This window comes from Streptomyces sp. NPDC048211, from assembly GCF_043202315.1.
GTDB lineage: Bacteria > Actinomycetota > Actinomycetes > Streptomycetales > Streptomycetaceae > Streptomyces.
In genome coordinates this window covers 71140-84919 of record NZ_JBIDAD010000010.1, presented here as the reverse complement: position 1 = coordinate 84919, position 13780 = coordinate 71140, and the positions used below count along the sequence as shown (strand labels likewise).

Sequence of the window (13780 nt, the reverse complement as noted above, 5' to 3'; positions counted from 1 at the left end):
GCCCAGCCGGGGCAACCGCCGCGACCGCTTTACGAAGGTCGATCCGGTAGTTATTCGGCAGGAAAGTGCACTATGGGGGAACTGACCGCGGCCGAGGAGTCTGCACCGACATGAGCGACGAGCCACAGCAGCAGAACGGGGACCCGGACGACCGGGGCTGGACCCCCAGAGACCTGTCTGCCGACGCTGCCGCCCCCGCAGGACAGGGCGCCCCGGCCACGGACGCCGCCGGCGCGAAGAACCAGAAGAAGCAGAAGAAGCCAAAGCGCCCCAAACGCACCGGCTGGCGCCGCGCCGTCCCCACCTGGCGCATGGTCCTCGGCGGCCTCCTCCTCATCGCCCTGGTTCTGATCGGCGGCTTCATCGCCGGCTACCAACTCGTCGACATCCCGCCCGCCAACGCCAGCGCCACCGCCCAGTCCAACGTCTACCTCTACAAGGACGGCACCGTCATCGCCCGCGACGGCGACGTGAACCGGGAGAACGTCAAGCTCGCCCAGGTTCCCCTCAACGTCCAGCACGCCGTCCTCGCCGCGGAGGACCGCGACTTCTACTCCGAACGCGCCGTCGACATCAAGGCGATGGTCCGGGCCGGCTGGAACACCCTCACCGGCAAGGGCAAACAGGGCGGCTCCACCATCACCCAGCAGTACGTCAAGAACTACTACCTGGGCCAGGAACAGACCGTCGTCCGCAAGATCAAGGAATTCTTCATCGCGATCAAGCTCAACCGCGAAGAATCCAAGGACCAGATCTTCGAGGGCTACCTCAACACCAGCTACTTCGGCCGCAACGCCTACGGCATCCAGGCCGCCGCCCAGGCCTACTACAGCAAGGACATCGGCGACATCACCACCGCCGAAGGCGCCTACCTCGCCTCCCTGCTCAACGCCCCCAGCGCCTACGACGTCGTCACCCACCCCGAGAACGAAGCCGCCGTCCTCGCCCGCTGGAACTACGTGCTCGACGGCATGGTCAAGGAGGAGTGGCTCGGCGCCGGCGAGCGCGCCGCCCTCACCTTCCCGCGGCCCGGCCCCGTCAAGCCCGCCAACAGCCTCTCCGGACAACGCGGCTACATCGTCCAGGCCGTCGAGGACTACCTCGTCCGCAACGACATCCTCGACGAGAAGACCCTCGCCACCCGCGGCTACCGCATCACCACCACGCTGGAGAAGAAGAAGCAGGACTCCCTCGTCAAGGCCGTCGACGACAACGTCATGTCCAAGACCAGCAAGAAGAACAAGGCCGACCGCAACGTCCGCGTCGGCGGGGCCTCCATCGACCCCGCCACCGGCCGCGTCCTCGCCATGTACGGCGGCATCGACTACACCCGGCAGTACGTCAACAACGCCACCCGCCGCGACTACCAGGTCGGCTCCACCTTCAAACCGTTCGTCTTCACCTCCGCCGTCGCCAACCGCTCCACCACCCAGGACGGCCGCCGCATCACCCCCAGCACCATCTACGACGGCACCAACAAACGCATGGTCCAGGGACCCGACGGACCCACCGGATACGACCCGGCCAACGAGGACGACCGCAGCTACGGCCCCATCACCGTCCGCACCGCCACCGACAAGTCCGTCAACGCCGTCTACGCCCAGATGGCCGAGGACGTCGGCCCCGAGAAGGTCCGCACCACGGCCGTCGACCTCGGCATCCCCAAGGACACCCCCGACCTCACCGCCTCCCCCTCGATCGCGCTCGGCCCCGCCACCGCCAGCGTCCTCGACATGACCGAGGCCTACGCCACCCTCGCCAACCACGGCAGACACGGTGACCACGTCCTCGTCGACAAGGTCACCAAGGACGGCGAAAGCGTCAAACTCCCCACCCGCGCCACCGAACAGGCCGTCACCCGCGAAGCCGCCGACACCACCACGTCCATCCTCCGGAGCGTCGTCGACGGCGGCACCGGCACCGCGGCCCAGGGCTCCGGCCGCCCCTCCGCCGGAAAGACCGGAACCGCCGAGGAGGACAAGGCCGCCTGGTTCGCCGGCTACACCCCCGACCTCGCCACGGTCATCGCCGTCATGGGCCAGGACCCCGACACCGGCGCCCAGAAACCCCTCTACGGAGCACTCGGCCTGCCCCGCATCAACGGCGGCGGCGCCCCCGCCCAGACCTGGGCCCAGTACACCCGGACCGCCCTGCGCGGCACCCCCGTCGAGAACTTCCACCTCGACCTGGAGAGCGGCACCGACGAGACCGCGCTCCCCAGCCAGGAGGACACCGCCCCCGGCGACACCGGACAACCCTCCCGGACCCCGTCCAGCACAGCCCCGACCACCCCGTCCAGCACCCCGCCCACCACCCCCTCCGCCCCGCAGACCACCCCCGGCACCACCGACACCCCCATCGGCGGCCTCACGAACGGCGGCACGAACACGGGAGGCGGGAACAGCGGCGGCGGCACGGGCGGCGAGGGCAACGGAGGCGGGAACAACGCGGGAGGCGACAACGGCGGCCAGGACAACGGAGGCGGCGGAGGCTTCCTCGAAGGCGCCCGCGGCACCCGGGCCCCCGCCGCCACCCCGGGCCGTCAGTGACCCGAGGTCGCCTTCAAGCCCTACCCCGGGATCAGTGACCCGAGGTCGCCTTCAGCCCCACCACGGCCACCAGCAGCAGACACACGAAGAAGATCCGCGCGGCGGTCACCGGCTCATGCAGCACCACCATGCCCAGCACCGCCGCACCCGCCGCACCGATACCGACCCACACCCCGTACGCCGTACCGATCGGCAGAGTCCGCGCCGCATGCGACAGCAACAGCATGCTCGCGACGATCCCCATCCCGGTGAACACACTCGGCCACAGCCGGGTGAAGCCCTCGGTGTACTTCATCCCGATCGACCAGGCCACTTCCAGCAGACCCGCGACCACCAACAGAACCCACGCCACGACAGCACCTCCGACAACACAGAACACGCGAACAACACGGGTGCGTCGTCTTTACGGAAACCCGGTACGGCGCGTCTCGTCGGGGTCCCACCACCGTAGCAAAGAACAGGCAAAGGGCCTGGTGACAACGGTCACCAGGCCCTGCACACCACCATCAGGACCACAGATCGGGCCCACAGATCAGGACTACAGATACAGGCCCGTCGAATCCACCGAACCCTCGAACCGGTCCGCGGCCACCGCATGCAGATCCCGCTCCCGCATCAGCACGTACGCCACGCCCCGCACCTCGACCTCGGCACGGTCCTCCGGGTCGTACAGCACCCGGTCCCCGGGCTCCACCGTCCGCACGTTCTGCCCCACCGCGACCACCACAGCCCAACCCAGCCGGCGCCCGACCGCGGCCGTCGCCGGAATCAGGATCCCGCCGCCGGAACGCCGCTCACCCTCAGGCGAATCGGACCGGACCAGCACACGGTCGTGCAGCATCCGGATGGGCAACTTGTCGTCGGTGTTCTCGCTCACGCCCCGCAACCTACCTGGCCGCGAGGCCGACGCGCGCCCTCGGGGTCAGCGCTTCTTCCGCCGCCCGGACACGGTCAGCAGACCCACCACACCCACCACGAGCAACGCCGCCGGAATCACCCGCTCCAGACGCGGCGCACCCTCCTCCGACACGAACTGCGCCTTCACGTCCGACACCGTCCGGTTCACCGCGACGAACGCCCGCCCCGCCGTCCGGTCCACGGCCTCCGCAGCCTTGGCCTTCGCGTCACCGATGATCGTCTTCGGGTGCACCCGCACCCCGATCTCGTCCAGCACCACCGCGAGCTGCTCGCGCCTGCTGATGATGTCCGCCTCGATCTGCGCAGGGCTCCTGGCATCCGACACTGCGCCGCCTCCGTGGTCCTCGTCCGGTAAACCTTCATCGACAGTCTGTCAGCTCGACCGCCCCCGCACCCGGCGGCACCCCTATTACTCTCGGTCCCGTACACCCCACGTACCAAAGAGGAGAACCATGAGCGAGCGACTCAAGACCGGCGACACCGCCCCCGCCTTCACCCTCCCCGACGCCGACGGGAAAGACGTCTCGCTCGCCGACCACAAGGGCCGCAAGGTCATCGTCTACTTCTACCCGCGCGCCCTCACCCCCGGCTGCACCAAGCAGGCCTGCGACTTCACCGACAACCTCGACCTCCTGACCGCCGCCGGCTACGACGTCATCGGCGTCTCCCCCGACAAGCCGGAGAAGCTCGCGAAGTTCCGCGACGAGGAGAACCTCAAGGTCACCCTGGTCGGCGACCCCGCCAAGGAGACCCTGGAGGCCTACGGCGCCTTCGGCGAGAAGAAGAACTACGGCAAAACGGTGACGGGCGTCATCCGCTCCACGATCGTCGTCGACGAGAACGGCAAGGTCGAGCACGCCTTCTACAACGTGCGGGCCACCGGCCACGTCGCCAAGATCATCAAGGACCTCGGTATCTGACCGGGGACCAAACCGGTCGGAAACACCCCGCGGATTGGGCCGAACGGCCGAAACATGTGATGGACATCCCAATCCACGGGCGAATCGGTTTGCAACCGCCATGACCGCGCAGAAGCCTTTCCTGGAACACCCACCGAGGAAAGGACCCGGCCATGGCGGCCTCCGACCCCCATCAGGCGGCCGACCCCGAAGCGGTCAAACGCCACCCCGCCCTCTTCCGTGCCATCCGAAAGCGCCAGAACCCCAAGCTGCGCCGGACGGACATCACCATCACGGACGACCAGGCGGTCAAGCGCGCAGTCAAGGCGGCCTCGCTCGGTAACGCCATGGAGTGGTTCGACTTCGGCATCTACTCCTACCTCGCCGCCACCCTGGGCCATGTCTTCTTCCCGTCCGGGAACGACACAACCCAGCTCCTCTCCTCTTTCGCCACCTTCGCCGTCGCCTTCCTCGTACGACCGCTGGGCGGCATGTTCTTCGGCCCCATGGGCGACAAGATCGGCCGCAAGAAGGTCCTCGCCCTCACCATGATCCTCATGGCGGTCGGCACCTTCGCCATCGGCGTCATCCCCTCCCACGACACCATCGGCGTCGGGGCCCCCATCCTCCTCATCGTCTTCCGGATGCTCCAGGGCTTCTCCACCGGCGGCGAATACGGCGGCGCCTCCACGTTCATCGCGGAGTACGCCCCCGACAAGCGACGCGGCTACTTCGGCAGCTTCCTCGAATTCGGCACCCTCGCCGGATACGTCGGAGCCGCCGGCCTCGTCACGGCGCTCTACGCCCTCCTCAACGACACCCAGATGGAAGCCTGGGGCTGGCGCATCCCCTTCCTCGTCGCCGGACCCCTCGGCCTCGTCGGCCTCTACCTGCGACTGCGCCTGGACGAGACCCCGGCCTTCCAGAAGCTGGAGGGCGGCACCGCACACGCCACCGAGGCGGCGGACGGCGTCGAGACCACCGCCAAGGGCGACCTCGCCAAGATCTTCCGCGACTACTGGCCGACGCTGGTCCTCTGCATCTGCCTCGTCGGCGCGTACAACATCACCGACTACATGCTGCTGTCGTACATGCCGACGTACCTCTCCGACGAACTCGGCTACAGCGAGACCCACGGCCTGCTGATCCTTCTCGCGGTCATGGTGTTCCTGATGGCGATCATCAGCCAGGTCGGCAAGCTCTCCGACCGCTTCGGCCGCAAGCCGCTCCTCATGACCGGCATGCTCGGCTTCCTGATCCTCTCCCTCCCCGCCTTCCTCCTGATCCGTGAGGGCGACATCTGGGCCATCACCATCGGCATGCTGATGCTGGGCCTCTCCCTGGTCTGCATGCTCGGCACGATGTCCGCGGCGCTCCCGGCCCTGTTCCCGACGAACGTCCGCTACGGGTCCCTGTCGGTGGGCTACAACCTGTCGGCGTCGATCTTCGGCGGTACGACCCCGCTGGTCATCACGGCCCTGATCAGCTGGTCGGGCAGCAACCTGATGCCGGCGTACTACGCGATGGCGGCGGCACTGGTCGGCGTGATCGCGGTGGCCTGCATGAAGGAGACCGCGAACAAGCCGCTGGCCGGCTCGCCCCCGTCGGTGGAGACGAGCGCGGAGGCGGAGGAACTGGTCGCGTCCCAGACCCCGGACCCGAAGTTCTGACCTGTCCCGCACGGAATGACCCGCCCCACTTCGGTTGCCGCCGAAGCGGGGCGGGTCATTCTGCATCTTGTCGGATATCGGACGTGACTCTCCGATAAACGGTCCGCTACTCCGTACGAGGTCGCGAACGGGCGGCCGGATACGGAGAGATCATGCCGACGAGCCCCTACACGCGCGAGCGTCTCGAACAAGCCGCCTTGTCATCTAGAACACTGTCCAGATGGGGGTGGCCGAGCAGTGCGCCGAGTGCGGAACCGAAGCTGTTTGGCACGGGCAGCCCATGACCCTGGAGGTCGATCACATCAGTGGTGACTGGGGCGACGACAGGGCTGAAAACTTGCGGTTGCTCTGCCCCAACTGTCATGCCATCACGAAGACCTGGTGCCGGGGTGGCGCCCGGCGCAGCGGCGCCTAGGGTCCTTCACTGCCCGGTTGCCGGACAGATACGATGGCACGCAGCGGGCGGCCGTGTCGGAACTGGCAGACGACCGGCGCTTAGAACGCCGTGGGAGAAATCCCGTGTGGGTTCGAATCCCACCGGCCGCACCACATGGTGGGCCGCCCCTCGGGGCGGCCCACCGCGTCGTTCACCCCACCAGCTCCCGCACCACCGGGACCAGCGCCCGGAACGCCTTCCCCCGGTGGCTGATCGCGTTCTTCTCCGCCGGGGTCAGTTCCGCGCATGTGCGGGTCTCGCCCTCCGGCTGGAGGATCGGGTCGTAGCCGAAGCCGTGAGCACCGGCGGGGACGTGGCGCAGGGTGCCGAGGAGGCGGCCCTCGACCACGCGTTCCGTGCCGTCGGGGAGGGCGAGGGCGGCCGCGCAGGCGAAGTGGGCCGCGCGGTGCGGGGCGTCGATGTCGGAGAGCTGGGCCAGGAGCAGGTCGAGGTTGGCCTGGTCGTTGCCGTGGGTGCCGGACCAGCGGGCCGAGAAGATGCCGGGGGCGCCGCCGAGGACGTCGACGCAGAGGCCGGAGTCGTCGGCGATGGCGGGGTGGCCGGTGGCCCGGGCCAGGGCGTGGGCCTTGAGGAGGGCGTTCTCGGCGAAGGTGACGCCGGTTTCCTTGACGTCCGGGATCTCCGGGTACGCGTCCGCGCCGACGAGTTCGTAGGTGAGGCCTGCGTCGGCGAGGATCGCGTGGAGTTCGGTGATCTTCCCGGCGTTGCGGGTGGCGAGGATGAGGCGGGTCATGGGTCGATTATCGCCGCGCCGGGGTGAGGTCGTTACGGGGTGCAGACCTTGCCGATCTCCGCGGCCGCGTCGGTGACGGGGGTGATGTCGGGGGTGGCGTCGCCCTTGTCGATGGAGTCGCGGACGTTGCCGATGCCGGCCTGGAGGTCGTCGACGGCCTTGCCGAGGTCGGCGTCGTCCGTCGTGTCGCCGAGGTCTCCGAGTTCCTTCTCGATCTGGTCGAGTGATTCGGAGGCCTGGGTGGGGTCGCTGGAGGCGTTGGCGACGGCCTGCTGGAGGTTGTCGACGCTGGTGGCGATGGCGTCGGCGGTGCGGACGCAGTCGAGGGTCTTGTCGAGGGCGCCGCAGCCTGCTGCGGCGGTGACGGCGAACAGTGTGGCGGTGACGGCCAGTGCGGTGCGGCGGTGGCGCGTGGCCATGGTGGGTCCCTCCCCTGGTGCGGACACGTGGACGGGCGCACGGTTCGACCCGTGCGCCCGTATGCGTATCGACGCCGTGCGGGGGCTTCTTGGTTGCTTCTTTACCTGGATCTACTCGCCGAGGGTGCGGGCGAGGGCGTCGTTCTGGAACCGGGTGAGGTCGACGCAGCCTGCGGTGGCGAGGTCGAGGAGGGCGTTCAGTTCCTTGCGATCGAAGGGCTCGGCCTCGGCGGTGCCCTGGACCTCGACGAAGCGGCCGTCGCCGGTGCAGACGACGTTCATGTCGGTTTCGGCGCGGACGTCCTCTTCGTAGCAGAGGTCGAGGAGGGGGGTGCCGTCGACGATGCCGACGCTGATGGCGGAGACGGTGCCGGTGAGCGGCTTGCGGCCGTGCTTGATGATCTTCTTGCCCTGGGCCCAGGTGATGGCGTCGGCGAGGGCGACGTAGGCGCCGGTGATGGCGGCGGTGCGGGTGCCGCCGTCGGCCTGGAGGACGTCGCAGTCGAGGACGACGGTGTTCTCGCCGAGGGCCTTGTAGTCGATCACGGCGCGCAGGGACCGGCCGATGAGGCGACTGATCTCGTGGGTGCGGCCGCCGATCTTGCCGCGTACGGATTCGCGGTCGCCGCGGGTGTTGGTGGAGCGGGGCAGCATGGAGTATTCGGCGGTGACCCAGCCTTCGCCGCTGCCCTTGCGCCAGCGGGGAACGCCTTCGGTGACGGAGGCGGTGCAGAAGACTTTGGTGTCGCCGAAGGAGATGAGTACGGATCCTTCGGCGTGCTTGCTCCATCCGCGTTCGATGGTGACGGGGCGGAGCTGGTCGGGGGTGCGGCCGTCGATACGAGACATGGGCGGAAGCCTATCCGGCGGGTGGTGGGACTTTCGGCCCGCTGCCCGGGACGTTCAGCCTTTCCCTCTTTACTGTGATGCCGCTTAAGCTTTTAGTGTCTAAGTCTCCTCACAGGAAGTACCTGATGCCCCTCCCTTCGAGTCAGACAATCCGGCCGCAGCTTGCGGCACCGCGTCTGCCCCTGGCGGACCGTCTCGCGTCCGTCCAGGTTCTGGAGGGTGCGCCGCATGGGATCGTCATCGCTTCCGCCGAGCGGGGTGCGACGACGGTGTTCGCGAACGGGCGGCTGGCGGAGTTGTTCGGGGCGCCGGTGCCTACGGAGCCGGGCGGGCTGGCCCGGGCGGCCACGTCGTTCAGTGACCGCAACGGCGAGCCGTTGCGGTTCGCGGAGTCGCCGCTCGGGGTGGCGCTGGGTCTGCGTCGTCCGGCGCGGGCCGAGGTGCGGTACATGCCGGAGGGTGCGCGGGCGCTGTGGCTGGACATCAGTGCGGTGCCGCTGGACTCCGGGCCGGGTGAGCTGCCGCTGGCCGTCGCATTCGTCCATGACGTCTCGCAGCAGCGGCGGTCGGCCGATGATCTGGACGAGGTGAACCGCAGGCTGGCCGAGCAGCTGGAGGATGCGACGTGGGTGCACGGCCTGACGGAGCGGCTCACGGATCACGACAGCGTGGACGGGACGTTGCACCAGGTCCTGGGTGAAGGCGCGCGGCTGTTGCGGGCGGACATGGGGGTGGCGCGGCTGCGGGACGAGGACTGTTCGATGCGGACGCGTGCGCTGTACGGGATGCCGGCGGATGTCCGGTTGGTGCGTGAGGCGGTGGAGGCGTTGCCGCCGGGGCGCTTCCTGGTCGACGAGGCGGAGGCGGCGGGGGGTGCGCTGATCGTGGAGGACGTGGAGACCGATCCGTCGTGCTCGCCGCGCGTGCGTGAGCTGGGGCGTGCGGCGGGGTTCCGCCGGGTGTACGCGCTGGCGCTGAGCACCACGTCGGGCCGGCGGCTGGGTGTGGTGGCGTGGGCGTGGCGGGAGCCCGGGCGGCCGACGCTGCGGCAGCGGCAGCTGGTGGGGACGTACTGCCGGTTCGCGGGGCAGATGGTCGAGAACAATCTGCTGTACGAGCGTGAGCGCAGGATCGCGGGGACGCTTCAGCAGTCGATGCTGGCGCAGGAGCTGCCCGAGATCGCGGGGGTACAGGTCGCGGCGTGCAGCCTGCCGGGGGCACGGGGGATGCAGGCGGGGGGTGACTGGTACGACGTGATGGCGCTGCCGGGCGGGAAGGCGGGGCTTGCGCTGGGTGACGTGATGGGCAAGGGGTTGCGCGCGGCGACGGCGATGGGGCAGTTGCGGACGGCGTTGCGCAGTTATGCGCTGGTGGAGGGTGAGGATCCGGTGGCGGTGCTGTCGGATCTGAACGCGTTGAGTCAGGACATGGCGCTGACGGAACTGGCGACCGTGCTGTACATGACGGTGGATCCGCTGGAGCGGCGGGCGGTGGTGGCGTCGGCCGGTCATTGTCCGCCGTTGCTGGTGGACCATTCGGGGGCGCGGTTCCTGCGTGCGGGGCAAGGGGTGCCGCTGGGCGTGGTGGATGAGTGGGATGCGGAGGCGGACGAGTTCGAGCTGCCGGAGGGGGCGTTGCTGGTGCTGTACACGGATGGCCTGGTGGAGCGGCGCGGGGAGGAGTTGGGGGTGGGGCTGGAGCGTCTGCGTGCGGCGGCGCTGGCGGCGCCCTCCGATGTGGGTGATCTGTGCGCGTACCTGGTGGAGGCGTGCCTGGACGACGGTGAGACGTCGGACGATGTGGCGATCCTGGCGGTGCGGGTGCGCTGAACGGGGCGTCGGCCCCGGGGTGCGCCGCAGGCCCCGTCCGGGTGGGCGGGGCCTGCGGCGCGGCCGGGGGTTGGCCCGGTCGGGTTCAGCGGTGGGTCACATCATGTCTTCGATGTCGGCGGCGATGGGGTCGGCGTCGGTGCCGATGACGACCTGGATCGCGGTGCCCATCTTGACGACGCCGTGGGCGCCGGCGGCCTTGAGCGCGGCTTCGTCGACCTTGCTCGGGTCGATGACCTCGGTGCGGAGGCGGGTGATGCAGCCTTCGACCTCTTCGATGTTCTCGATTCCGCCGAGCCCGGCGACGATCTTCTCAGCCTTGCTGGCCATGGCCTTCTCCCTGGTTCTTCACGTACATCCGACGGCCCACCCTGGGTCCGTTTCGTCACGGTAACTCACGGTTGGCCCAACTTCGCGAGCGGGTAGCCGATTCATCACCAAAGATGACGATCACTGGCGCCCTGTCTTCCGGGCGGGCTCCGCACCGTACCGCAACTGGTCTACACCAGTCTGCAACACCCGCCAAACGTGACCTGTTCCGGGAGGACGCCGATGAGCTCGAGCAGCGCAGCGATCCCACAGAAGAGATGGTGGAACACCCTCTTCCAAGGCCTCCAGAAGATGGGGCGCAGTCTTCAGCTCCCGATCGCCGTCCTTCCGGCGGCAGGCATTCTGAACCGGCTCGGCCAGCCGGACGTGTTCGGTGACGACGGGCTCGGCTGGAACAACCTCGCCAAGGTGTTCGCGGCCGCCGGTGGTGCGCTGCTGGACTCGGGCCTCGGCCTTCCCCTGCTGTTCTGCGTGGGTGTCGCGATCGGCATGGCGAAGAAGTCGGACGGGTCGACGGCGCTGGCCGCGGTGACGGGCTTCCTCGTCTACTACGCGGTGCTGCACGCGTTCCCGGTGGACTGCGACAGCGGTTCGACGTTCGTGTCGGGTGGCACCTGGTTCGGTACGTGTGTCACGGACGACGCGCAGGTGACGGCGGCCGAGTACCAGAACCCGGGGGTCTTCGGCGGCATCGTGATGGGCCTGATGTCGGCGTGGTTCTGGCAGCGGTACCACCGGGTGAAGCTGGTGGACTGGCTGGGGTTCTTCAACGGCCGCCGCCTCGTCCCGATCATCATGGCCTTCGTCGGTCTGCTCTTCGCGGCGTTGTGCGCGTGGCTGTGGCAGCCGATCGGTGATGGTCTGACGAGCTTCTCGAAGTGGCTGGTGGACCTGGACTGGGCGGGTTCGGGCATCTTCGGTGTGGCCAACCGCGCGTTGCTCGTGATCGGGCTGCACCAGTTCCTCAACACGTTCGTCTGGTTCCAGTTCGGTGACTACACGAAGCCGGACGGGACGATGGTGCACGGTGACATCAACCGGTTCCTGGCGGGTGACCCGACGGCCGGTCAGTTCACGACGGGGTTCTTCCCGATCATGATGTTCGCTCTGCCGGCGGCCGCGCTGGCGATCTACCACTGTGCGAAGCCGCATCGCCGCAAGGCGGTCGGCGGCATGATGGTCTCGGTCGGCCTGACGTCGTTCGTGACGGGAATCACGGAGCCGATCGAGTACTCGTTCCTCTTCGTCGCGCCTCTGCTGTACGCGATCCACGCGGTGCTCACGGGTGTGTCGATGGCGGTGACGTGGGCGTTCGGGGTGAAGGACGGCTTCAGCTTCTCGGCGGGTCTGATCGACTACGTCATCAACTGGAGTCTGGCGACGAAACCCTGGTTGATCATCCCGGTCGGGCTGGCGTTCGCCGTCGTGTATTACGTGATCTTCCGGTTCGCGATCACCAAGTTCAACCTCCAGACGCCGGGCCGTGAGCCCGACGAGGTGGAGGAGGAGATCGAGAAGGACCTCACGAAGTAGCCGTTCCACCCTCTGACCAGGGCTTACGCCGTGGTCGGTCAAGGCCCTCGGACCTCCGGTCCGGGGGCCTTCGGCATGTCACTGTGCGTGCGTCATGGCTACTGCGAAGTAGTCGGAAATTGCAGGTTCCTTATCTAACCCTCACCGTGCTACAACTGGTCTACACCACTCAGTGGTCCAGACCACGCGACGCCTGTGCGTCGCGTTTCTCGAGTCGTCGCCCACCCAAAACACCCTGTCCCTGGCGGCGCCTTGCCTACTGGAGGAAGTTGATGAGTACGGCCACCGCTACGGCGGCCCCCGCGAAGAAGCGGGGCTCCGGCGTGTTCCAGGGCCTGCAGAAGGTAGGGCGCAGCCTCCAGCTGCCGATCGCCGTGCTGCCGGCCGCGGGCATCCTGCTCCGTCTCGGCCAGCCCGACGTCTTCGGTGACGACGGTCTCGGCTGGCACAAGGTCGCCTCCGTGTTCGCCACGGCGGGCGGCGCGGTCTTCGACAACCTTCCGATGCTCTTCTGCATCGGTGTCGCGATCGGGTTCGCCAAGAAGTCGGACGGCTCCACGGCGCTTGCCGCACTCGTCGGCTTCCTGGTCTACAGCAACGTCCTCAAGGCCTTCCCGGTCACCGAAGCGGTGATCCAGAAGGGCGCGGACACGGCTGCGACGTACAACAACCCCGGTGTCCTCGGCGGCATCCTGATGGGTCTGGTCACGGCGGTCCTGTGGCAGAAGTTCCACCGCACCAAGCTGGTCGACTGGCTCGGCTTCTTCAACGGCCGCCGTCTGGTCCCGATCATCATGGCCTTCGTCGGTGTGATCTTCGGTGTCTTCTTCGGCCTGGTCTGGGAGCCCATCGGTGAGGGCATATCCAACTTCGGCGAGTGGATGACCGGCCTCGGTTCCTTCGGTGCCGGACTCTTCGGCCTGATCAACCGCGCTCTGCTGCCCGTCGGCATGCACCAGTTCGTCAACACGGTCTCGTGGTTCCAGCTGGGTGACTTCACCGACGCCACGGGCGCCGTCGTGCACGGTGACCTGAACCGCTTCTTCGCCGGCGACCCGACCTCGGGTCAGTTCATGTCGGGCTTCTTCCCGATCATGATGTTCGGCCTCCCGGCCGCGGCCATCGCCATCGCCCACGCCGCTCGCCCCGAGCGCCGCAAGGCCGTGATGGGCATGATGATCTCCCTCGCGCTGACCTCGTTCGTCACCGGTGTGACCGAGCCGATCGAGTTCTCGTTCATGTTCATCGCGCCGCTGCTCTACGCGATCCACGCGGTCCTGACCGCGCTCTCGATGGCCGTCACCTGGGCGCTCGGCGTGCACGCCGGGTTCACGTTCTCGGCCGGCTTCATCGACTACGCGCTGAACTGGAACCTGGCGACCAAGCCGTGGCTGATCATCCCGATCGGCCTGGTCTTCGGAGCGATCTACTACGTGCTCTTCCGCTTCGCGATCACCAAGTTCAACCTCACCACCCCGGGCCGCGAGCCCGAGGAAGAGGTCGAGGACCTGACCAAGGCGTAAGCCCGGTCGGCAGCACGACAGCTCGAAGCCCTCACCTTCCCGGCGGAAGGTGAGGGCTTCGTCGTGCGTGG

The 13780-nt window shown here is 68.2% G+C and carries 13 protein-coding genes, 1 tRNA gene, 1 pseudogene and 1 riboswitch; of the genes and pseudogenes, 8 read left to right on the top strand and 7 right to left on the bottom strand.

Annotated features, from left to right (window positions below):
• Nucleotides 1-110: 110 nt before the first annotated feature.
• Nucleotides 111-2549, top strand: coding sequence for a transglycosylase domain-containing protein (locus ACGFZA_RS30955; protein WP_393683415.1), 2439 nt, complete (start codon nucleotides 111-113; stop codon nucleotides 2547-2549).
• 31 nt (nucleotides 2550-2580) lie between these two features.
• Here ACGFZA_RS30955 and ACGFZA_RS30950 read toward each other — a convergent pair whose 3' ends face one another.
• From ACGFZA_RS30950 to ACGFZA_RS30940, 3 genes are all read right to left on the bottom strand, one after another.
• Nucleotides 2581-2901, bottom strand: coding sequence for a DMT family transporter (locus tag ACGFZA_RS30950; RefSeq protein WP_385278519.1), 321 nt, complete (start codon nucleotides 2899-2901; stop codon nucleotides 2581-2583).
• A 39-nt stretch (nucleotides 2902-2940) separates the two neighbouring features.
• Nucleotides 2941-3006, bottom strand: a riboswitch (guanidine-III (ykkC-III) riboswitch).
• A gap of 81 nt (nucleotides 3007-3087) precedes the next feature.
• Entirely contained in the window at nucleotides 3088-3426 is a 339-nt protein-coding gene (locus tag ACGFZA_RS30945) for a co-chaperone GroES (protein WP_266779271.1), read from the bottom strand.
• A 45-nt stretch (nucleotides 3427-3471) separates the two neighbouring features.
• Nucleotides 3472-3792 carry a DUF3618 domain-containing protein gene (locus tag ACGFZA_RS30940; RefSeq protein ID WP_385278521.1) on the bottom strand — a complete coding sequence of 107 codons (321 nt, stop codon included), beginning with the start codon at nucleotides 3790-3792 and terminating at the stop codon, nucleotides 3472-3474.
• 127 nt (nucleotides 3793-3919) lie between these two features.
• Between ACGFZA_RS30940 and bcp the strand changes: the two genes are divergently transcribed.
• The 4 genes and pseudogenes from bcp (at nucleotide 3920) to ACGFZA_RS30920 (ending at nucleotide 6585) form a co-directional block, all read left to right on the top strand.
• Nucleotides 3920-4387: a thioredoxin-dependent thiol peroxidase gene (bcp, locus tag ACGFZA_RS30935; protein WP_393683412.1), complete on the top strand. Its 468-nt coding sequence runs from the start codon at nucleotides 3920-3922 to the stop codon at nucleotides 4385-4387.
• 152 nt (nucleotides 4388-4539) lie between these two features.
• The gene (proP, locus tag ACGFZA_RS30930) at nucleotides 4540-6036 is read left to right on the top strand and encodes a glycine betaine/L-proline transporter ProP (RefSeq protein WP_385278525.1); all 1497 of its coding nucleotides are present in this window, start codon (nucleotides 4540-4542) and stop codon (nucleotides 6034-6036) included.
• A gap of 217 nt (nucleotides 6037-6253) precedes the next feature.
• Nucleotides 6254-6451, top strand: a pseudogene (locus ACGFZA_RS30925) (HNH endonuclease); the annotation flags it as partial.
• A gap of 47 nt (nucleotides 6452-6498) precedes the next feature.
• A tRNA-Leu gene (locus tag ACGFZA_RS30920) sits at nucleotides 6499-6585 on the top strand.
• A 38-nt stretch (nucleotides 6586-6623) separates the two neighbouring features.
• On the opposite strand, the gene rdgB is transcribed toward ACGFZA_RS30920, so the two are convergent.
• From rdgB to rph, 3 genes are all read right to left on the bottom strand, one after another.
• Complete coding sequence (rdgB, locus tag ACGFZA_RS30915) at nucleotides 6624-7226, bottom strand: RdgB/HAM1 family non-canonical purine NTP pyrophosphatase (protein WP_393683410.1); 603 nt, start codon at nucleotides 7224-7226, stop codon at nucleotides 6624-6626.
• 32 nt (nucleotides 7227-7258) lie between these two features.
• Complete coding sequence (locus ACGFZA_RS30910; protein ID WP_385278529.1) at nucleotides 7259-7645, bottom strand: hypothetical protein; 387 nt, start codon at nucleotides 7643-7645, stop codon at nucleotides 7259-7261.
• Between the two features lie 111 nt (nucleotides 7646-7756).
• On the bottom strand, nucleotides 7757-8494 hold the full coding sequence (rph, locus tag ACGFZA_RS30905; protein ID WP_385278531.1) for a ribonuclease PH: 738 nt from the start codon (nucleotides 8492-8494) through the stop codon (nucleotides 7757-7759).
• Nucleotides 8495-8619: 125 nt separating this feature from the next.
• Here rph and ACGFZA_RS30900 point away from each other — a divergent pair, with 125 nt between their 5' ends.
• Nucleotides 8620-10323, top strand: coding sequence for a SpoIIE family protein phosphatase (locus tag ACGFZA_RS30900; RefSeq protein WP_393683407.1), 1704 nt, complete (start codon nucleotides 8620-8622; stop codon nucleotides 10321-10323).
• A gap of 96 nt (nucleotides 10324-10419) precedes the next feature.
• Here the strand turns inward: ACGFZA_RS30900 and ACGFZA_RS30895 are convergent, their stop codons facing one another.
• On the bottom strand, nucleotides 10420-10653 hold the full coding sequence (locus ACGFZA_RS30895) for a glucose PTS transporter subunit EIIB (RefSeq protein ID WP_018517946.1): 234 nt from the start codon (nucleotides 10651-10653) through the stop codon (nucleotides 10420-10422).
• Between the two features lie 222 nt (nucleotides 10654-10875).
• Here ACGFZA_RS30895 and ACGFZA_RS30890 point away from each other — a divergent pair, with 222 nt between their 5' ends.
• Both ACGFZA_RS30890 and ACGFZA_RS30885 read left to right on the top strand, forming a co-directional pair.
• Complete coding sequence (locus ACGFZA_RS30890; RefSeq protein ID WP_385278533.1) at nucleotides 10876-12186, top strand: PTS transporter subunit EIIC; 1311 nt, start codon at nucleotides 10876-10878, stop codon at nucleotides 12184-12186.
• Between the two features lie 272 nt (nucleotides 12187-12458).
• A complete protein-coding gene (locus ACGFZA_RS30885) occupies nucleotides 12459-13709 on the top strand; it encodes a PTS transporter subunit EIIC (RefSeq protein WP_385278535.1) in 1251 nt (416 codons plus the stop codon).
• Nucleotides 13710-13780: the final 71 nt, after the last annotated feature.